We start from the raw sequence: 19,114 nt of genomic DNA on the forward strand, positions 1-19,114 counted from the left end.
GTTAAAACCGCTGCAACTTGTGCCTGCTCACAAAATTGAGCGGTGACGGTTGCCACGGGTCGAAAGATGGCGAATCGGGGCCATTTTGAGTTGCCACGAAGGGGGGGGATAACTAGACTAGCCGCCGGTTTTCCGAGGTGTGCGATGCAAGTATCCGATTTCCATTTCGACCTTCCCGATGAGCTGATCGCTCGATATCCCACCGCCGTGCGTACCGCCAGCCGCCTGCTGCAGCTGGATGGCGAGAGCGGTGAGCGCCGTCACGGCCAGTTCGTCGATGTGCTCGACCTGCTTAATCCCGGCGATCTGCTGGTCTTCAATAACACCCGCGTCATTCCGGCCCGTCTGTTTGGCCAGAAGGCGAGCGGCGGCAAGCTGGAGGTCCTGGTCGAGCGGATCATCGGCGATCATGCCGTGCTGGCCCATGTGCGCGCCTCCAAGGCGCCCAAACCCGGTACTCGCCTGATCCTGGATGGTGGCGTAGAGGCCGAGATGCGTGCCCGTCATGATGCCCTGTTCGAGATCCACTTCCTCGACCCGCGTCCCGTGCTGGCGATCCTGGAGGCTATCGGCCACATGCCGCTGCCCCCCTATATCGACCGACCCGATGAGGATGCGGACAAGGAGCGCTACCAGACCGTCTACAACGCCAAGCCCGGTGCGGTGGCCGCACCCACTGCCGGTCTGCACTTTGACCAGGCGCTGCTCGAGCAGATCCGCGCCAAGGGCGTCGAGACCGCTTTTGTGACGCTTCACGTGGGGGCGGGCACCTTCCAGCCGGTGCGGGTCGACAAGATTGAAGATCACCACATGCACTCGGAGTATGCCGAGGTGCCCCAGGAGGTGGTGGATGCCATCGCCGCAACCCGGGCCCGGGGTGGCCGGGTGATCGCCGTCGGCACCACCTCGGTGCGCTCCCTCGAGAGCGCCGCCCGGGTGACCCTGGCCCAGGGCCAGCCGTTGGCGCCCTTTTTCAGCGACACCGACATCTTCATCTACCCGGGGTTCGAGTTTCAGGTGGTGGATGCCATGGTCACCAACTTCCACCTGCCCGAGTCAACCCTCATCATGTTGATCAGCGCCTTCGCCGGCTATGACAACGTGATGACGGCCTACCGTGAGGCGGTGGTCGAGCAGTACCGTTTCTTTAGCTACGGGGATGCCATGTTCATCACCCGTCGCCGCAGCCGCTGACCGTCGGCGACTGCTAGCGGGGCACAGCCCCACACCGTCAGACTGTTTCTCTGGCTTTTTCGAGGTAAACGATGAAATTTGAACTGAAAACCACCGATGGGCGCGCCCGTCGCGGCCAGCTGGTGTTTGAGCGTGGCACAGTACAGACTCCGGCCTTCATGCCGGTGGGCACCTATGGCACCGTCAAGGGGATGACCCCGGAAGAGGTGCGCCAGAGCGGTGCCGAGATCCTGCTGGGCAACACCTTCCACCTCTGGCTGCGTCCGGGGCAAGAGGTGATGCGTCTGCACGGGGATCTGCATGACTTCATGAACTGGCACGGCCCCATCCTGACCGACTCCGGTGGCTTCCAGGTATTCAGCCTCGGCGACATCCGCAAGATCACCGAGGAGGGGGTCACCTTCCGTCACCCCATCAACGGCGACAAGATCTTCCTCTCCCCCGAGAAGTCGATGGAGATCCAGTTCGATCTGGGCTCCGATATCGTGATGATCTTCGACGAGTGCACTCCCTATCCCGCGACCTATGAAGAGGCGCGCAAGTCCATGGAGATGTCCCTGCGCTGGGCCAAGCGCTCACGCCAGCGTTTCGACGAGCTGGGCAACAAGAATGCCCTGTTTGGCATCATCCAGGGCTCTGTCTATGAGCCCCTGCGCGACGTCTCCCTGGACGGCTTGCTGGAGATCGGTTTCGACGGCTACGCCGTGGGTGGTCTCGCCGTGGGTGAGCCGAAAGAGGACATGCATCGCATCCTCGAGCACGTCTGTCCCAAGATCCCGGCCGACAAGCCGCGCTATTTGATGGGGGTGGGCAAACCGGAGGATCTGGTGGAAGGGGTGCGTCGCGGTATCGACATGTTCGACTGCGTAATGCCGACCCGCAACGCCCGTAACGGTCATCTTTTCACCACCGACGGTGTGGTCAAGATCCGTAATGCCAAGCACAAGGATGACACCAGCCCCCTGGATGCCGAGTGCGACTGTTACACCTGTCAAAACTACAGCCGTAGCTACTTGCATCACCTGGACAAGTGTAATGAAATCCTCGGCGCCCGACTCAACACCATCCACAACCTGCGCTACTACCAACGTGTGATGCAGGGTTTGCGGGACGCGATCGAGCAGGGTAAATTAGACGACTTTGTAACTGAGTTTTACCGTCGGCAAGGGAAGCCCGTTCCCCCCCTGGCAGAAGCGGCCACCGAGTAAGGCCCCTTCGTTTATTTGAACTCACGGATTATTACTGACCAGAGAGGTTTTTAAATGAGCATTATCTCCAAGGCTTACGCTGACGCCGGTGTTGCCGCTCCCCAGGGTGGCGGTATGGAAATGATCATCATGCTGGCCGTGTTCGGCCTCATCTTCTACTTCATGATCTACCGCCCCCAGGCCAAGCGCGTGAAGGAGCACAAGACTCTGATGAGCTCCCTCTCCAAGGGTGACGAGGTGCTTACCTCCGGTGGTCTGGTTGGCAAGATCGCCAAGGTCTCTGCCGAGAACGACTACATTCTGCTCTCCCTGAACGATCAGACCCAGGTCACCATCAAGCGTGACTTCGTGACGGCCGTTCTGCCCAAGGGCTCTATCCAGTCCCTGTAATCTCCCGAGGAGCACAGCGTGTTAAACCGCTTTCCGCTGTGGAAGAACCTGATGGTGATCCTGGTGATCGCCATCGGTTTTCTCTATGCAGCCCCCAATCTCTACGGTGAAGATCCGGCACTGCAGGTCTCTGCCAGCCGTGGCGCCGAGGTGCAACTGAGCACCCTGGAGCAGGTCAAAGGCATCCTCGATGAAGCCGGCATTCCCATCAAGCATGCCGCATTCGAACAGGGCCAGATCCTGGTTCGTTTCACCAATACCGAAGCCCAGCTCAAGGCGCGCGATCTCGTGGCCGCCAAGCTGGGTGATAACTTTGTGGTCGCCCTCAACCTGGCGCCCTCCACACCAGCCTGGCTGGAGAGCGTGGGCGCCGCCCCCCTCAAGCTCGGTCTCGACCTGCGTGGTGGTGTGCACTTCCTGATGGAGGTGGACATGGACGAGGCGATCGCCAAGCAGCAAGAGCAGATGGTGCAGGATTTTCGCACCGAGCTGCGTAACCAGAAGATCCGCTATTCCGGTGTGAATCGCAGTGGCGATCAGGTGCTGGTGCGTTTCCGCGATCAGGAGAGCCTGGACAAGGCGGCCTCCCATCTGCGTCGTCTGAACCCTGAGCTCACCTTCAACAAGGAGTCAGCGGACGGCCAGTTCGCCCTGCGCGCCGCCATGAGCGAGCAGAAGCTCAAGGAGGTACGCAAGTACGCCCTGGAGCAGAACATCACCATCATCCGTAACCGGGTCAACGAGCTGGGTGTGGCCGAGCCGCTGGTGCAGCAACAGGGTGCCGAGCGCATCGTGGTCGAACTGCCCGGTATTCAGGACACCGCCCGCGCCAAGGAGATCCTGGGCGCCACCGCGACCCTGGAGTTCCACATGGTGGACGAGACTGCCGACGCCCAGTCCGGTCGCGTGCCGCCGAGCTCCAAGCTCTATACGGATCGCAACGGCCGTCCCGTGGTGCTGCAAAAGCGCATCATCCTGACCGGTGATCATATCGTCGGTGCCCAATCGGGCTTTGACGAGTACAGCCGTCCCCAGGTGAACATCAAGCTCGATGGCCAGGGTGGCAACAAGATGTCTGCCTTCACCAAGGACAACGTCGGCAAGGGCATGGCCACCGTCTTTATCGAGTACAAGCCGGTTGGTGAGCCGGGTCCGGATGGCAAGCGCAAGTTCCGCAAGAATGAAGAGGTGATCAACGTCGCCACCATTCAGTCGCGTCTGGGTAGCCAGTTCCGCATCACCGGCATCGACAACGCCAACGAGGCCCACAACCTGGCCCTGTTGCTGCGCGCCGGTGCCCTGATTGCCCCGATCCAGATCGTCGAGGAGCGCACCATAGGCCCGAGCCTGGGCCAGCAAAACATCGACAGTGGCCTGCAAGCCATGATGTGGAGCATGGTGGTCATCGTGCTGTTCATGGGCATCTACTACCGGGTCTTCGGTTGGGTCGCCAACCTGGCGTTGTGCCTCAACCTGGTACTGCTGGTGGGGGTGATGTCGATGATTCCGGGGGCCACCATGACCCTGCCGGGGATCGCCGGTATCGTCCTGACCCTGGGGATGGCCATCGATGCCAACGTGCTCATCTATGAGCGGATCCGTGAGGAGCTGCGCAACGGGCGCGGGGTACAGCAGGCGATCCATCTGGGTTTTGACCGAGCCTTCTCCACCATCGCCGACTCCAACATCACCTCGCTGATTACCTCGGTGATCCTGTTTGGCATCGGTAGTGGTCCCATCAAGGGCTTCGCGCTGACCCTGGGGATCGGTCTGACCGTCTCCATGTTCACCGCCATCACCGTCTCGCGCGCCATCATCAACCTCGGTTGGGGTGGTCGTCGCCTCGACAAGTTGCCCATCTGAGGGGAGTTGCGATGTTTCAGATTCTGCATTTTGAAAAGCCGATCCCCTTCATGCGCTTCGCCAAGCCGGGGGTGATCTTCTCCCTGGCACTGGTGGTGCTCTCCATGGTGACCCTGGCCCAGAAGGGGCTGAACTGGGGGCTGGACTTTACCGGCGGTACCATCATTGAGGTGGGCTTCCAGCAGACCGTCTCCCTCGATGAGGTGCGCTCCGCCCTGGAGTCCAACCAGATCGAGGGGGCGACCCTGCAGCACTTTGGCTCGAGCCAGGATGTGCTGATCCGCCTGGCGCCCAAAGAGGGCATCAAGGTGGATGAGCAGGGGCGTCAGGTATTGGCGGCGGCCCAGACCCTCAACCCGGCGGCAGCGCTCAAACGGGTGGAGTTCGTCGGCCCCTCGGTCGGTGCCGAGCTGGCGACCGATGGTGCCCTGGCCATGCTGGCTTCCATCATCTGTATCCTCATCTACGTGGCTTTTCGTTTCGAGTGGCGTCTGGCCATGGGGGGCATCATCTCCCTGGCTCACGACATCGCCATCACCCTCGGCATCTTTGCCTGGTTCCAGATCGAGTTCGATCTGACCGTGGTGGCGGCGCTGATGACGGTGGTGGGCTACTCCCTCAACGATACGATCGTGGTGTTTGACCGTCTGCGGGAGAACTTCCGCAAGATCCGCAAAGGGGATACGGCCTACATTCTGGATCTCTCCATGACCGAGACCCTGAGCCGTACCATCATCACCTCGGGCCTGACCCTGGTGGTGGTGTTGGCCCTCTTCTTCAAGGGCGGCCCGCTCATTCACGGTTTTGCCACTGCCATGCTGGCAGGGGTTGCGTTCGGTACCTACTCATCCATCTATGTGGCGAGTGCCTTTGCCATGTACATGGGGGTCAAGCGTGAACACATGCTGCCTCCCCAGGTGGAGAAGGAAGGGGCTGATCAGCAGGAGATCATGCCGTAAGATGAGGAGCGCCCTTCGGGGCGCTCTTCTTATTTCATCGCCAAGGAGTGACTCATGCAGCACAATCCCCGTTTTCTTGCCCTGGTCAATGAGGCGCGTCGCCACGTCGAGGAGACCGATGTTCACACCATCCGCCGTTGGCAGGAGGCCGGACGCGACTTCATCCTGGTGGATGTGCGCGAGGAGAGCGAGTGGGCCAGAGGACACCTGCCGGGCGCCGTCTATCTGGGGCGCGGCATCGTCGAGCGCGATATCGAGACCCGCTTCCCCGATCCCGATAGCGAACTCTACCTCTATTGCGGTGGCGGCTTTCGCTCTGTGCTGGTGGCCGAGAGTCTGCAAAAGATGGGATATGGCAAGGTGGTGAGCGTGGACGGCGGATTTCGTGGCTGGTGCGAGGCCGGCTACCCGGTCGAGGCATGAATTATTTTGTGTCGACACGGTCAGCCACATGACAAACCCGATCCGGCCCTTTACCATAGGCGGGTAAAGCTAATGCGGCGGAGTTTTCGTTGAGCAACTGGAAAGGAATCAGGTACCTGGTCGGTATCCTGTTGGCACTACCCCTCCTGGGATGCAGCAGTGTAGGTCAAACTGACGCACCCAAGTCCCAGCCCAAGCCGGAGCCTGCCTCTCTCATCCTGGCCACCCCCCTTCAGGTCTCCTATCAGAGTGAGCTGGCCCTGGCCCGTCTCGGGCAGATGTTGAGCGAGATGGAGCTGACCAAGGAGCAGAGGGCCGAGCTCTTCTATGAGCGTGCCGTGGTCTTTGACAAGGTGGGTCTGCGCTCCCTGGCGCGCCTGGACTTTACCCGCGCCCTGCGGGAGAAGCCCGACTTCGCCGAGGCCTATAACTTCATCGGCGTCTATCTGGTCCAACAGCAGAACTACGATGAGGCTTATGAGGCCTTTGATTCGGCCCTCGAGCTGGCACCTGACTATGACTACGCCTATTTGAATCGTGGCATTGCCCTCTATTACGGCAATCGTTCCGATCTGGCCGCCGCCGATATCAAGCGCTTCTACGAGGCGCAGCCGGAAGATCCCTATCGCCAGCTCTGGCTCTACATGGCCGAGGCCAAACTCGATCCGGCCAAGGCCAGAAGCAATCTGCGCGATCGTTTCAGCCGGGGTCACGACGGCAACTGGAACTGGGATCTGGTGCGTCTCTATCTGGGGGATATCAATCCGACCCAGCTGATGGGGAACGTGGTCAAGGGGGTCAAGGATAATCGAGAGTTGGCCGAGCGCCTGTGCGAGACCTACTTCTATCTGGGCAAGCTGGAGCTGGCCAAGGGCAATCGCAAGGAGGCCATCAGCTACTTCAAGCTGGCGCTGGCCAACAATGTCTACGACTTTATCGAACACCGCTATGCCTTGCTGGAGCTGGAGCTGATGTCCCGCAAGAAACAGAGTGGCGGTGACGCCAACGCAAAAAAACAGGCCTCGATTTGAGGCCTGATTTTTTTGGTCAGGAGACCAGTTTCATGCCGGGGATCTGCCGCCAGTAACCGTTGCAGTCGTGGCCGGTGAGAGGCTGCGGCGCCTCACCCTGCCGATTGGCCAGGAAACGGTCCAGCCAGAGCAGGGTGTCGTCTCCCTCGGGGCTGAGGCGTACCACGTCGACCAGCCCGGTCATGGAAGGCAGATCGTTGACCAGGTTGTAGCAGTAGCCTGACTGGGTCTGGATGCCGTTGAGGTTGAAGACGCTCTGCCCCTCCCGGCTGTTGGCCTGACGCCCTGTGGGGTAGTCGATGCAGGCCAGTTCGCACTGATCCTTGGGACGGTCGAGGGAGCGGGCGGTGAAGCAGCGGGCAGAGTAGGCGAGCGGCAGATGGCCGTAGGCGAAGAGCTCCACTTCGAATTTTTCCCGCAGCGGAGCGCACTCCCGGCGCAGGGCGCAGAGCCAGTCGCGAGAGAGCTCCACCGGCATCACCCAGCGCTTCATCCCCTGGCGCAGCAGCAGGCGCAGCACGTCGGCGTTGTAGGCGTTGATGGCCGGACCGCAGACAAACGGTACCCCCGCCTCGGCGGCGAGCTGAACGGCGCCAAGATCGTTGGCCTCTATCATCCACTCCCCGTTATCCACCATCCGCTTGACCTCCTTGAGCTCGGAAGGGGCGCTGATGAGGGCCAGGGTCGAGAGTACCACCTGCTTGCCGGCATCGCTCAGCTGGCGGGCCACCGCCAGCCAGTCATCGACCTTCATCTCGCGACGCTTGCTGCAGACTGTCTCCCCCAGATAGACGATATCGGCCCGACTGCCGGCCACCTTCTCGTAGAAGGCCAGGGTCTGTGCCTTGGGCCAGTAGAAGAGCAGGGGCCCGAGTGAAAATTGCATATGGCCTCCTTACTGCCACTGACGATGGTAGGCGCCGAGGGTAGTCTGGCTCCCCTCGGAGATGCGGGCGAGCTGGGCATCCCACTCGGGTTTGACGCTGTAGCCTGCCGGATTGGCCTGGTAGGCGTCGATGGCGGCACGCCATACCCGGGTAACCTGCTCTACATAGGCCGGGCTGCGCTGGCGTCCCTCGATCTTGACCGACTGGATACCGGTCTGGAACAGCTCGGGCAAGAGCCCCAGGGTGTTGAGGCTGGTGGGCTCCTCCAGGGCGTGGTAGAGCTGGCCATCCACCTCGAAGCGCCCCTTGCACAGGGTCGGATAACCGGCGTTTTCCCCGGGCCCGTAACGGTCGATCAGTACCTCGCTCAGTCGTGACTCCAGGCCCAAAGGGGTTTCTTCCCAGCGCACATACTTGGCCGGAGAGCAGGCCCCTACCGTGTTGGGACTCTCGCCGGTCAGGTAGGAGGAGAGATAGCAGCGTCCCTCGGCCATGATGCAGAGGCTGCCGAAGGCAAACACCTCGAGGCCGACGTCCGTCTCCCGGGCCAGCTGCCTGACCTGGTGCATGGAGAGGACCCGCGGCAGCACCACCCGTTTGACGTTGAAGTGCTGCTGGTAGAAGCGGATCGCCGCCGCATTGGTGGCCGAGGCCTGCACCGAGACATGCAGCTCCATGTCGGGGTAGCGCTCCCTGGCGTAATCGAGCACGGCGAGATCGGCGATGATGAGTGCATCTGCACCGATCGCAGCCCCCTTGTCTACCGCTGACTTCCAGCGGGCATCGGCCCCGGGATGGGCGAAGGTGTTGATGGCGACATGGAGCTTGCGCCCGTGATCGTGCACATAGTTGACCGCCTTCTCCAGCTTGCCGCCGTCGAAGTTGAGGCCGGCGAAGTGGCGGGCGTTGGTGTCATCCTTGAAGCCGATGTAAACGGCATCGGCACCGTTGTCCACGGCGCTCTTCAGGGCCGGCAGGCTCCCCGCCGGGCAGAGTAGTTCCATCAGTGGGCTCCCTGATCGTGAAAATGGAGGGATTGTAGGCAGGGGCGTCGTGGCAGTTATTGACCTGAGGCAGCTTATAGGCCCTTTTACTCTTTGGAGTTAGGCATCATAAGTTTGATTTTCAACAGGATCTGCGTCCTGCCCCTGTGCTTGAATGCCACCACCACAAGAGGAGAAGCACAGTGTTGATCGAATTGCAGCGCCGCCTGGTCGAGCAGGCTCCCGCCATTTTGCGCCCCCCCCTGAAGTGGGTCCCCTTCACGTTGCAACAGAAGGTGCTGGAGACGCTGCTGACCAAGGCCTTTCATGAGGCCATTGCCGACGGTGACTTCGACTTTCTGGCGGGGCGTTGGCTCAAGGTCGCGGTGACCGATCTGGGTCTGTGCTGGTTTATCACTCAGGAGGAGGGGGCCCTGAGAGTGGCTCAGTGCGCTCCACAGGTCGATGTGAGTTTTAGCGGGGAGGCCAACGATCTCATTCTGATCGCCGGTCGCAAAGAGGATCCGGATGCGCTCTTCTTCCAGCGCCGGCTCAAGATAGAAGGGGATACCGAGCTGGGGCTGGAGGTGAAAAACCTGCTCGACAGCCTCGACATGAGCGCACTGCCCGCCCTGATCAGACTGCCTCTGCAGGACCTGGCGGAATTGGTGTCACGAGTTCGTCGTGCGCCGGTTGCTGACCCGGCGCGCGGGGACTCGGTGGCGCTTTAACTGCTCGCCGGCAAACTCGCGCCTGTGGTGGCGTGAGCGCAGACGCAGGCGCAGGCAGTTGAGGGCCCACAAGGCAGGAAGCAGGGCCAGCCAGGGGCCCAACTCATGCAGACGGGCGATGATGACGGCGGTTGCCAGCAGCATGAAGGGCTGCAGTTCGTAGAACCACTCGGGCTGGAACCAGCGCTTGTCGGGATAGATGACCAGATCGGTGCGCCGGTAGCTCGACCGCATCACCCAGAGCAGGGCGCCACAGCCAAACAACATGCCGCCGGCAAACCAGAGCAGGGGAGTATGTCCCAGACCTGCGACCAGGGCACCCAGTGCCAGACAGCCCAGCGGCATGGATTCGTAGAGGGGGCGCGGCAGCATGGCAGTTTCTCCCTGAGGGCTTCTCTGCTCCAGTCTAGCCAAGGGGGAGGCGGGGATAAGATCGTTTGGTGATAACCGTCCCTCATTTCTGTGTCGCACCGCACCTTTCCCATGCCCAATTTCACCTTTCCTATGCTACAATTGCCCGCCTTATTTTGAGACAAGATTGACGGCTCATGCTGGATCAGGTTCGCATCGTACTGGTTAATACCTCCCACACCGGCAACATGGGGTCTGCGGCCCGCGCCATGAAGACCATGGGGCTGAGTAACCTGGTGTTGGTCGATCCCCAGGCCCTTCCCGATGGCAATGCCAATGCGTTGGCGGCAGGCGCCAGCGATATACTGGCCAAGGCCCGTATCGTGACGACCCTCGATGAGGCTGTGGCCGATTGTGGCCTGGTCATTGGTACCAGCGCCCGCTCCCGAACCCTGAGCTGGCCCATGCTCGATCCCCGTGAGGCGGGGAAGAAGCTGGTGGCAGAAGGGGCGCGTCATCCTGTGGCTCTGGTGTTCGGCCGTGAACGCACCGGCCTCACCAACGAAGAGCTGCAACGCTGCCACTACCATGTCGCCATCCCGGCCAATCCGGAGTACAGCTCCCTCAACCTGGCCATGGCGGTGCAGACCCTCTGCTATGAGGTGCGCATGCACTGGCTGGCGGGTCAGCAGCCGGTTGCCGAAGTGGATGAGACGGATTATCCCAGCAGTGAACTGATGGAGGGATTCTATGGCCATCTGCAACAGACCCTGTTGCAGACCGGTTTTATCAGTGAGGGGCATCCCGGCCAGGTCATGAGCAAGCTGCGCCGCCTGTTCAATCGGGCTCGCCCCGAATCGGCCGAGCTCAATATACTGCGCGGCATTCTCACCTCGGTGCAGAAACCCCATCCCCCCAAGTAATTCCTACTGTGGCACTCAACTATTATTCTTGACTAAATTAGTCGGGTATGTGAGCATTCACGGCAACGAATTAAGGGATACGGTAAAGCACCATGAGACTGACTTCGAAAGGACGTTATGCAGTGACCGCCATGCTGGATGTAGCATTACATGCTGAGACAGGGCCGGTTCCCTTGGCAGATATTTCGGAGCGTCAGGGCATCTCCCTCTCCTATCTGGAGCAGTTGTTTGCCCGTCTGCGCAAGAATGGCCTGGTCCAGAGCGTTCGCGGTCCCGGCGGTGGTTATCGCCTCGGGCTGGATCCCGATGCCATCTCGGTGGGGCAGGTCATCTCGGCCGTCGACGAGTCGGTCGATGCCACCAAGTGCCTCGGAAAAGGGGATTGCCACGGGGGTACCCAGTGTCTGACCCACTCCCTGTGGCGGGATTTGAGCGAGCGCATTTCCAGCTTTCTCGGCGAGATTACTCTGGGTGAGTTGGTCCGCCAGGCCGACGTGCGCCGCATTGCCGACAAACAAGATCATCATTTGAAAGGTGCTGTCACCCTGGGTGACCGTGGTGAACAGCACAGCAATCTGAGCCTGAAAGTCCAACTATAAAAGCGTGCTTTCAACAACCCATGACCAGTGGGGTCCCGGTTGTAACGGAGAAAAACATGAAACTGCCAATTTACCTTGATTATTCGGCCACCTGTCCGGTAGATCCGCGCGTCGCAGAGAAGATGATGCAGTGTCTCACCATGGACGGTCTGTTCGGCAACCCGGCCTCCCGTTCCCACCGTTTCGGTTGGCAGGCGGAGGAGGCGGTCGATCTGGCCCGTAATCAGGTGGCAGAGCTGATCGGTGCCGATCCCCGCGAAATCGTCTTCACATCCGGTGCGACCGAGTCCGACAACCTGGCCATCAAGGGCGTTGCTCACTTCTATGCCGGCAAGGGCAAGCACATCATCACCTCCAAGACCGAACACAAGGCGGTGCTCGATACCTGCCGCCAGCTCGAGCGTGAAGGGTTCGAGGTGACCTATCTCGAGCCGATGCCCAACGGTCTGTTCACCCTCGAGATGATCGAAAATGCCATGCGTGACGACACCATCCTGGTGAGCATGATGCACGTGAACAACGAGATCGGCGTGATTCAGGACATTCAGGGGATCGGCGAGCTGTGCCGTGCCCGCAAGGTGCTGCTGCACGTCGATGCTGCCCAGAGCGTGGGCAAGGTCGAGATCGATGTCGAGGCGATGAAGATCGACCTGCTCTCCCTCTCTGCCCACAAGATTTACGGTCCCAAGGGGATCGGTGCCCTCTATGTTCGTCGCAAGCCGCGGGTGCGTATCGAGGCCCAGATGCACGGCGGCGGCCACGAGCGTGGCATGCGTTCCGGCACCCTGGCGACCCACCAGATCGTCGGCATGGGCGAGGCGTTTCGTATCGCCCGTGAAGAGATGGCGACCGAAGAGGCGCGTATCCGCGCTCTGCGTGATCGCCTCTGGAACGGCATCAAGGACATGGAAGAGGTCTATGTCAACGGTGACATGGAGCACCGTGTACCCGGTAACCTCAACGTGAGCTTTGCCTACGTAGAGGGCGAGTCCCTCATCATGGCACTCAAGGACCTGGCGGTCTCCTCCGGCTCGGCCTGTACCTCCGCCAGCCTGGAGCCCTCCTATGTACTGCGTGCCCTGGGCATGAACGACGAGTTGGCCCACAGCTCCATTCGCTTCACCATCGGTCGCTTCACCACTGAGGAAGAGATCGACTATGCGGTCGAGCTTATCCGCAACTCCATCGGTCGCCTGCGCGAGATGTCCCCCCTGTGGGAGATGTTCAAGGATGGCGTGGATCTGAACACAGTCGAATGGGCCCACCACTGATCGTGGTTTGACGGAATCTGCAGGAGTTAAGTTATGGCTTACAGTGAAAAGGTCATCGACCACTACGAAAACCCCCGCAATGTCGGCGGGTTTGACAAGAACGATCCGAGCGTGGCCACCGGCATGGTGGGCGCTCCCGCCTGTGGCGACGTGATGAAGCTGCAGCTCAAGATCAATGAGGAAGGGGTCATCGAGGACGCCAAGTTCAAGACCTATGGCTGTGGCTCTGCCATCGCCTCCAGCTCGCTGGTGACCGAGTGGGTCAAGGGCAAGACTCTGGACGAGGCGGCTTCTATCAAGAATACCGAGATCGCCGAAGAGCTGGCGCTGCCGCCGGTGAAGATCCACTGCTCCATCCTGGCCGAGGACGCCATCAAGGCCGCCATTGCCGATTACAAGCAGAAGAAAGGGCTCGCCTGAGGTTAGTCATATGGCCATTACCATGACAGACGCCGCCGCGGCGCGAGTTGCATCTTTCCTGACCAACCGGGGCAAGGGCATTGGCCTGCGCCTCGGCGTCAAGACCACCGGCTGCTCCGGTCTTGCCTATGTGCTCGAGTTCGTCGACGAACTCGGCGAGGAGGACCAGGTCTTCGAGGAGAAGGGGGTCAGGATCATCGTCGATGGCAAGAGTCTTTCCCACCTCGACGGTACCGAGCTCGACTTCGTGAAAGAGGGGCTCAACGAGGGCTTCAAATTCAACAACCCCAACGCCAAGGGGGAGTGTGGCTGTGGCGAGAGCTTCAGCGTCTGATTGGAGCATTGCATGAACCACTTCGAGCTGTTCGGCCTGGTGCCGGGCTTTCCCCTTGACGGGGCAGCTCTGGCAGAGACCTACCGTCGGCTGCAGTCCCAATTCCACCCCGATCGCTTTGCCGCTGCCCCGGAAGGGGAGCGGCTCGCCGCCGTTTCCCGCGCAGCCCTCATCAACGAGGCATATGCAGTCCTGAAATCCCCCCTGCGCCGGGCCGAGTACCTCCTCTCTTTGCAGGGCCACGACATCCGTGGTGAGTCTCGTACCCTGCAAGACAGCGCCTTCCTGATGCAACAGCTGGAGTGGCGCGAAGCCCTCGAGGATCTGCGCGCGGCCGAGGAGCCGGAGGGGGCCATCGATGCCTTCCGCCGCGAGATCAAGGGGGAGCACAAGGGCTTGATGGGCCGCCTCGAGCATCAGCTGGAGGAGGGGGCCTGGGAGAGCGCGGCCGACACGGTGCGCAAGCTCAAGTTTGTCGACAAGATGCTCGAGGAGCTCGAACGCCTCGAGGATTCCCTGCTGGAACTCTAATTACCCATGGCATTATTGCAAATCGCCGAGCCCGGCCAGAGCGCCGCGCCTCATCAGCACAAACTCGCCGTCGGCATCGATCTCGGCACCACCAACTCCCTGGTCGCCACGGTACGCAGTGGCAAGGCCGAGACCCTGACCGATCACGACGGTTTCGATATCCTGCCCTCCGCCGTTCACTATCTGGCCGAGGGGGTGCGGGTTGGCCGCGACGCCAAGCGCGAGGCGGCCCAGGATCCGGAAAATACCGTTATCTCGGTCAAGCGTCTGATGGGCAAAGCCCTGGCAGACGTGCCGCGCGATCACCTCCCCTACCGCTTCGCCGAGGGGGAACTGCCCAATATCCTCACCCGTCAGGGACCGGTCAATCCGGTGCAGGTCTCTGCCGAGATCCTCAAGGCCCTGGCGGCTCGCGGTCGCGAGAGCCTGGGTGGTGAGCTCGACGGCGTGGTCATCACGGTGCCCGCCTACTTCGACGATGCCCAGCGCCAGGGCACCAAGGATGCGGCCCGCCTGGCCGGTCTGCATGTGTTGCGCCTGCTCAACGAGCCGACCGCGGCGGCCATCGCCTATGGCCTCGACTCGGGCCAGGAAGGGGTGATCGCCGTCTATGACCTCGGCGGTGGCACCTTCGATATCTCCATCCTGCGTCTGCATCGTGGCGTGTTCGAGGTGATGGCGACCGGTGGTGACTCCGCCCTCGGTGGGGACGACTTCGATCACCTGCTGGCTCACAGGATCCGGGAGCAGGCCGGTGTCTCGACCCTGAGCCCGGGGGAGCAGCGCCGCCTGCTCGATCTCGCCTGTGACACCAAGCAGCGCCTGACCGATGAGGCCGTCGTTACCGTCGCCTTCGGAAACTGGCAGGGTGAGGTGACCCGCGATCTGTTCGACGAGCTGGTTCAACCCCTGGTCAAGCGCACTCTGCTCGCCTGCCGCCGAGCCCTCAAGGATGCCGGTGTCGAGGCGGATGAAGTGCTCGAGGTGGTGATGGTCGGTGGCTCCACCCGGGTGCCCCTGGTGCGCGAGCGGGTGGGCGAGTTTTTCGGCCGCACCCCGCTCACCACTATCGACCCGGACAAGGTGGTCGCCATCGGTGCCGCCGTGCAGGCCGACATCCTGGTGGGCAACAAACCCGATTCCGAGATGCTGCTGCTCGACGTCATCCCCCTCTCCCTGGGTCTCGAGACCATGGGGGGACTGGCCGAGAAGGTGATCCCGCGCAACACCACCATACCGGTGGCTCGCGCCCAGGAGTTCACCACCTTCAAGGATGGCCAGACCGCCATGATGATCCATGTGGTGCAAGGGGAGCGCGAACTGGTGGCGGACTGCCGCTCCCTGGCACGCTTTACCCTGACCGGCATCCCGCCCATGGCGGCCGGCGCCGCCCACATCCGGGTCACCTTCCAGGTGGACGCGGACGGGCTGCTCTCGGTCACCGCCATGGAGAAGTCCACCGGGGTGCAGGCCGAAATTCAGGTCAAGCCCTCCTATGGGCTGGCGGAGGGGGAGATCCTCTCCATGCTGCACTCCTCCATCCTGCATGCGGCGGACGACATGGCCGCGCGCATGCTGGCCGAGCAGCAGGTCGAGGCCGATCGGGTGGTCGAGAGCCTTAACGCCGCCCTGGCGGCCGATGGTGCGGCCCTGCTCGACGAGGGCGAACTGGCTGCCCTGCGCGACCAGGTGGCCCGCCTGGTGGCGACCCGCCAGAGCGGCAGTGCCGATGAGATAAAGGCCGCCATCGAGGCAACCGATGGGGCCAGTGCCGAATTTGCCGCCCGCCGCATGGATGCCTCCATCCGCAAGGCGCTGGCCGGCCAGAACGTCAACAAGGTGTAACCATGCCGAAAATAGTTGTATTGCCCCATGCCGAGCTCTGTCCCGAGGGGGCGGTTCTCGAGGCCCGTGAGGGAGAGACCATCCTCGACGTGGCCCTGCGCAACGGGATCGAGGTGGAGCACGCCTGTGAGAAGTCCTGCGCCTGCACCACCTGTCACTGTGTGGTGCGCGAGGGGTTTGACTCCCTCGATCCGAGCGACGAGCTGGAGGATGACATGCTGGACAAGGCATGGGGCCTCGAGCCCGAGTCCCGCTTGAGCTGCCAGGCCAAGGTGACCGATGAGGATCTGGTGGTGGAGTTTCCCAAATACACCCTGAACCTCGCCTCCGAACGCCACTGAGTGGTGCTGCGGTGAAGGCGTCGCAATGATATGGTGAAAGGCCGTTGCCCCCGGGGCACGGCCTTTTTTATTTGCCGCAGCAATCAACCCATGATGGATTAAGCGCCGGTTTGGCCGGCGATCACAAGAAGAAGGAAGCAAACCAAGATGGCTGAATTGATGAACGTTCTGCTCACCACTACCCCGGCGCCCGCCGTATGGGGGGCGGGAGCCCTGCTCAGTTTCGAGGGGGAGTGCGCCCGTATTCATCTGGAGGGGGACCCGTTGCGCGCCGTGCAGCGCGCCGCCCGCCGCCTCGAGTCCTCCGGCATCCGTCAGGTGCGCCTGGCAGGGCAAGGGTGGGATCTGGAGCGTCGCTTCGCCTTTGCCCAGGGCTTCTATGCGGCCAAGGGGGATCGCGAGCTCGACTTCGGTGAGCAGAGCGAGCAGGAGGCCCGCGAGCTGGGAGGGCTGCTCAAGGCGACCCAGTGGGTGCGCGATGTGACCAACGCCTGTCCCGAGGAGATCTACCCCATGACCCTGGCCGAATCGGCCCTGCTGCTCATTCGCGGCCTGGGGGGCGAGAGGGTGACTGCCCGTATCACGGCCGGCGAGGCACTGCGAGAAGCCGGCCACATCGGCATCTGGTCGGTGGGCCGTGGCAGCGAACGCGAGCCTGTGCTGCTCGAGCTTGACTACAACCCGACCGGCCGTGACGACGCGCCGGTGGCGGCGGCTCTGGTGGGTAAGGGGATCACCTTCGACTCCGGCGGTTACTCCATGAAGTCCTCCGACAACATGTTGCCCATGAAGTCCGACATGGGCGGCGCCGCCATGGTGACCGGTGCCCTGGCACTCGCCATCAGCCGTGGCCTCGACAAGCGGGTCAAGCTGATCCTCTGCTGTGCCGAGAACCTGGTCTCGGGCCATGCCTTCAAACTCGGTGACATCCTCACTTATCGCAACGGCCTGTCGGTGGAGATCCAGAACACCGACGCCGAGGGGCGCCTGGTACTGGCCGATGGCCTGCTCACCGCCGTCGAGAGCGGCGCCGCTTGCATCCTCGATGCCGCCACCCTGACCGGCGCCGCCAAGATGGCGCTGGGACGCGACTACAATGCTGTGTTCGCCCTCGATGAGGAGGAGTCTGCCCGTCTGCTGGCCGCCGCCCGCCGCGAGAACGAGAAGGCCTGGCCGCTGCCCCTCGAGCCCTGGCATGTGGGTCAGCTCAGCTCCTCCTTTGCCGATATGGGCAACGTGGCGAGCGCCGAGGGCACCGCCGGGGCCACCACGGCGGCCGCCTTCCTGTCGCGCTTCGTGCATGCAGGAGGAGAGGGTTGGGTACACATGGATCTGGCCGGCTCCTATCAGAAGGCGGGCAACGATCTCTGGGCCGTCGGTGCCAAGGGACACGGCCTGCGCACCATTGCCGCCTGGCTCGGGGAGGTATGCGCATGAACGTCTGGTTGAGTCGCGATCCGGCCGCCCCTGCGTGGGGCGAGGGGGCACTGCTCTCCTGGCATCAGGAGGGCATTGCCATTCATTTGGGCAGTGATCCTCTGGGGGATATTCAGCAGGGGGCCCGTCGCCTCTGCGCTCAGGGGATCCAGCAAGCGGCCCTCTGTGGCCACTGGGAGCGGGAGCAGCAGTGGGCCTTCGCCCAGGGCTTCCAGACCCCCAAGGCCGAGGTGCAGCTGCAGTGGGCCACCTGCGAAGAGAGCGACCGCGCCGAACTCGAGGCCCGTTGGCTCTGTGGTCGCTGGGTACGCGAGATGACCAACGCCACCCCGGAGCAGATCGGCCCGCTGGAGCTGGCGGTGGAGGCGGCTGCGTTCATTACCGAGCTGGCGCCGGATCGGGTCAGCCATCGCATTCTCAAGGGCGAGGCCCTGCAGCAGGCGGGCTGGACCGGGATCTGGTCGGTGGGGCGTGGCAGTGCACGGGAGCCCGTGTTGCTTGAGCTCGACTACAACCCGACCCGGGATCCCAAGGCGCCGGTGGCGGCCGCCCTGGTGGGCAAGGGGATCACCTTCGACTCGGGCGGCTACTCCATGAAGAGCTCCGAGGGGATGCTCACCATGAAGTGCGACATGGGAGGGGCGGCTATCGTGACCGGCGCCCTGGGGCTCGCCATCGCGCGTGGTTTGACCAAACGGGTGAAGCTCATTCTCTGCTGCGCCGAGAACCTGGTCTCTGGCCATGCCTACAAGCTCGGGGACATCCTTACCTACAAGAACGGTACCACGGTAGAGATCGTCAACACCGACGCCGAGGGGCGCCTGGTGCTGGCCGACGGTCTGCAACTGGCCGGGGAGTCGGGGGCGCCGCTCATCATCGATGCCGCCACCCTGACCGGGGCTGCCGTGATGGCCCTGGGGGGGCGCTACAACGCCCTGTTTGGCCTCGACAAGCCGCTGGTGGAGCGGGCCCGGCAAGTGGCCGATGCGGAGCAGGAGCCGGCCTGGCCCCTGCCGCTGGAGCGCTGGCACCGGGGCATGTGCCCTTCCCACTACGCCGACACCGCCAATAGCCGACCGGTGAAGGGGGGCGGCGCAGGCGGAGCCTCCAATGCGGCCGGTTTCCTGTCGCGCTTCGTGCCCCGGGATGGTGAGGGGTGGCTGCATATCGATCTGGCCGCCTGCTTCTGCGATAACGGTGACAGCCTGTGGGCGCCGGGGGCGACGACCCTCGGCATGCGCACCGTGGCCCGGCTGCTGGAGCAGGCCTGATAAACAAAAAACCACCTCGCTTGAGGTTAATGCCGATCAGTTAAGGATCCATTGACCGATCCTTCTGATGTGTGAAAATCCGAAACCTATTGATTGGTTTCGGATTTTTTATGCGCATCGAA

21 protein-coding genes are annotated in these 19,114 nt (G+C 62.3%); 18 read left to right on the forward strand and 3 right to left on the reverse strand.

Going from position 1 to position 19,114, the window contains the following annotated elements:
* Positions 1-144 precede the first annotated feature (144 nt).
* From queA to nlpI, 7 genes are all read left to right on the forward strand, one after another.
* Positions 145-1,194, forward strand: a complete 1,050-nt coding sequence (gene queA, locus AB5Y48_RS09715; protein WP_368164287.1) for a tRNA preQ1(34) S-adenosylmethionine ribosyltransferase-isomerase QueA — start codon at positions 145-147, stop codon at positions 1,192-1,194.
* Between the two features lie 71 nt (positions 1,195-1,265).
* Positions 1,266-2,402 (forward strand): tRNA guanosine(34) transglycosylase Tgt, encoded by a 1,137-nt coding sequence (gene tgt, locus AB5Y48_RS09720; RefSeq protein WP_136613090.1) that lies wholly within the window; start codon positions 1,266-1,268, stop codon positions 2,400-2,402.
* Between the two features lie 54 nt (positions 2,403-2,456).
* Positions 2,457-2,792 (forward strand): preprotein translocase subunit YajC, encoded by a 336-nt coding sequence (gene yajC, locus AB5Y48_RS09725; RefSeq protein ID WP_050665051.1) that lies wholly within the window; start codon positions 2,457-2,459, stop codon positions 2,790-2,792.
* Positions 2,793-2,810: 18 nt separating this feature from the next.
* The gene (gene secD / locus AB5Y48_RS09730; protein WP_050665052.1) at positions 2,811-4,655 is read left to right on the forward strand and encodes a protein translocase subunit SecD; all 1,845 of its coding nucleotides are present in this window, start codon (positions 2,811-2,813) and stop codon (positions 4,653-4,655) included.
* Positions 4,656-4,666: 11 nt separating this feature from the next.
* Entirely contained in the window at positions 4,667-5,614 is a 948-nt protein-coding gene (gene secF / locus AB5Y48_RS09735) for a protein translocase subunit SecF (RefSeq protein WP_060584717.1), read from the forward strand.
* Between the two features lie 54 nt (positions 5,615-5,668).
* Positions 5,669-6,037, forward strand: coding sequence for a rhodanese-like domain-containing protein (locus AB5Y48_RS09740; protein ID WP_050665054.1), 369 nt, complete (start codon positions 5,669-5,671; stop codon positions 6,035-6,037).
* An 89-nt stretch (positions 6,038-6,126) separates the two neighbouring features.
* A complete protein-coding gene (nlpI, locus tag AB5Y48_RS09745; protein WP_317986266.1) occupies positions 6,127-7,068 on the forward strand; it encodes a lipoprotein NlpI in 942 nt (313 codons plus the stop codon).
* A 16-nt stretch (positions 7,069-7,084) separates the two neighbouring features.
* Here the strand turns inward: nlpI and AB5Y48_RS09750 are convergent, their stop codons facing one another.
* Entirely contained in the window at positions 7,085-7,954 is an 870-nt protein-coding gene (locus AB5Y48_RS09750; RefSeq protein ID WP_136613091.1) for a U32 family peptidase, read from the reverse strand.
* A 9-nt stretch (positions 7,955-7,963) separates the two neighbouring features.
* Positions 7,964-8,959 carry a peptidase U32 family protein gene (locus AB5Y48_RS09755; protein WP_136613092.1) on the reverse strand — a complete coding sequence of 332 codons (996 nt, stop codon included), beginning with the start codon at positions 8,957-8,959 and terminating at the stop codon, positions 7,964-7,966.
* Positions 8,960-9,141: 182 nt separating this feature from the next.
* Between AB5Y48_RS09755 and AB5Y48_RS09760 the strand changes: the two genes are divergently transcribed.
* Positions 9,142-9,669, forward strand: coding sequence for an SCP2 domain-containing protein (locus AB5Y48_RS09760; protein WP_050665058.1), 528 nt, complete (start codon positions 9,142-9,144; stop codon positions 9,667-9,669).
* Here the strand turns inward: AB5Y48_RS09760 and AB5Y48_RS09765 are convergent.
* The gene (locus AB5Y48_RS09765; protein ID WP_368164288.1) at positions 9,610-10,041 is read right to left on the reverse strand and encodes a hypothetical protein; all 432 of its coding nucleotides are present in this window, start codon (positions 10,039-10,041) and stop codon (positions 9,610-9,612) included. The genes AB5Y48_RS09760 and AB5Y48_RS09765 overlap by 60 nt on opposite strands.
* A gap of 176 nt (positions 10,042-10,217) precedes the next feature.
* Between AB5Y48_RS09765 and trmJ the strand changes: the two genes are divergently transcribed.
* The 10 genes from trmJ (at position 10,218) to pepB (AB5Y48_RS09815) (ending at position 18,992) form a co-directional block, all read left to right on the forward strand.
* Positions 10,218-10,943, forward strand: a complete 726-nt coding sequence (gene trmJ / locus AB5Y48_RS09770; protein ID WP_368164289.1) for a tRNA (cytosine(32)/uridine(32)-2'-O)-methyltransferase TrmJ — start codon at positions 10,218-10,220, stop codon at positions 10,941-10,943.
* 92 nt (positions 10,944-11,035) lie between these two features.
* The gene (gene iscR, locus AB5Y48_RS09775; protein WP_050665061.1) at positions 11,036-11,542 is read left to right on the forward strand and encodes a Fe-S cluster assembly transcriptional regulator IscR; all 507 of its coding nucleotides are present in this window, start codon (positions 11,036-11,038) and stop codon (positions 11,540-11,542) included.
* 56 nt (positions 11,543-11,598) lie between these two features.
* Positions 11,599-12,813, forward strand: coding sequence for an IscS subfamily cysteine desulfurase (locus AB5Y48_RS09780; RefSeq protein ID WP_050665062.1), 1,215 nt, complete (start codon positions 11,599-11,601; stop codon positions 12,811-12,813).
* A gap of 33 nt (positions 12,814-12,846) precedes the next feature.
* Positions 12,847-13,233 carry a Fe-S cluster assembly scaffold IscU gene (gene iscU, locus AB5Y48_RS09785; protein WP_050665063.1) on the forward strand — a complete coding sequence of 129 codons (387 nt, stop codon included), beginning with the start codon at positions 12,847-12,849 and terminating at the stop codon, positions 13,231-13,233.
* Between the two features lie 10 nt (positions 13,234-13,243).
* Positions 13,244-13,567 carry an iron-sulfur cluster assembly protein IscA gene (iscA, locus tag AB5Y48_RS09790; RefSeq protein ID WP_050665064.1) on the forward strand — a complete coding sequence of 108 codons (324 nt, stop codon included), beginning with the start codon at positions 13,244-13,246 and terminating at the stop codon, positions 13,565-13,567.
* 12 nt (positions 13,568-13,579) lie between these two features.
* Positions 13,580-14,098, forward strand: a complete 519-nt coding sequence (hscB, locus tag AB5Y48_RS09795) for a co-chaperone HscB (protein ID WP_060584725.1) — start codon at positions 13,580-13,582, stop codon at positions 14,096-14,098.
* A gap of 6 nt (positions 14,099-14,104) precedes the next feature.
* Positions 14,105-15,943 (forward strand): Fe-S protein assembly chaperone HscA, encoded by a 1,839-nt coding sequence (hscA, locus tag AB5Y48_RS09800; RefSeq protein ID WP_368164290.1) that lies wholly within the window; start codon positions 14,105-14,107, stop codon positions 15,941-15,943.
* A 2-nt stretch (positions 15,944-15,945) separates the two neighbouring features.
* Complete coding sequence (gene fdx, locus AB5Y48_RS09805) at positions 15,946-16,284, forward strand: ISC system 2Fe-2S type ferredoxin (protein ID WP_050665067.1); 339 nt, start codon at positions 15,946-15,948, stop codon at positions 16,282-16,284.
* 147 nt (positions 16,285-16,431) lie between these two features.
* On the forward strand, positions 16,432-17,721 hold the full coding sequence (pepB, locus tag AB5Y48_RS09810) for an aminopeptidase PepB (protein ID WP_060584730.1): 1,290 nt from the start codon (positions 16,432-16,434) through the stop codon (positions 17,719-17,721).
* Positions 17,718-18,992 (forward strand): aminopeptidase PepB, encoded by a 1,275-nt coding sequence (gene pepB / locus AB5Y48_RS09815; RefSeq protein WP_050665069.1) that lies wholly within the window; start codon positions 17,718-17,720, stop codon positions 18,990-18,992. The genes pepB (AB5Y48_RS09810) and pepB (AB5Y48_RS09815) overlap by 4 nt, the downstream gene beginning before the upstream one ends.
* Positions 18,993-19,114 lie beyond the last annotated feature (122 nt).

The sequence above is a fragment of the Aeromonas sp. R6-2 genome (genome assembly GCF_040908155.1).
Lineage (GTDB): Bacteria > Pseudomonadota > Gammaproteobacteria > Enterobacterales > Aeromonadaceae > Aeromonas > Aeromonas schubertii.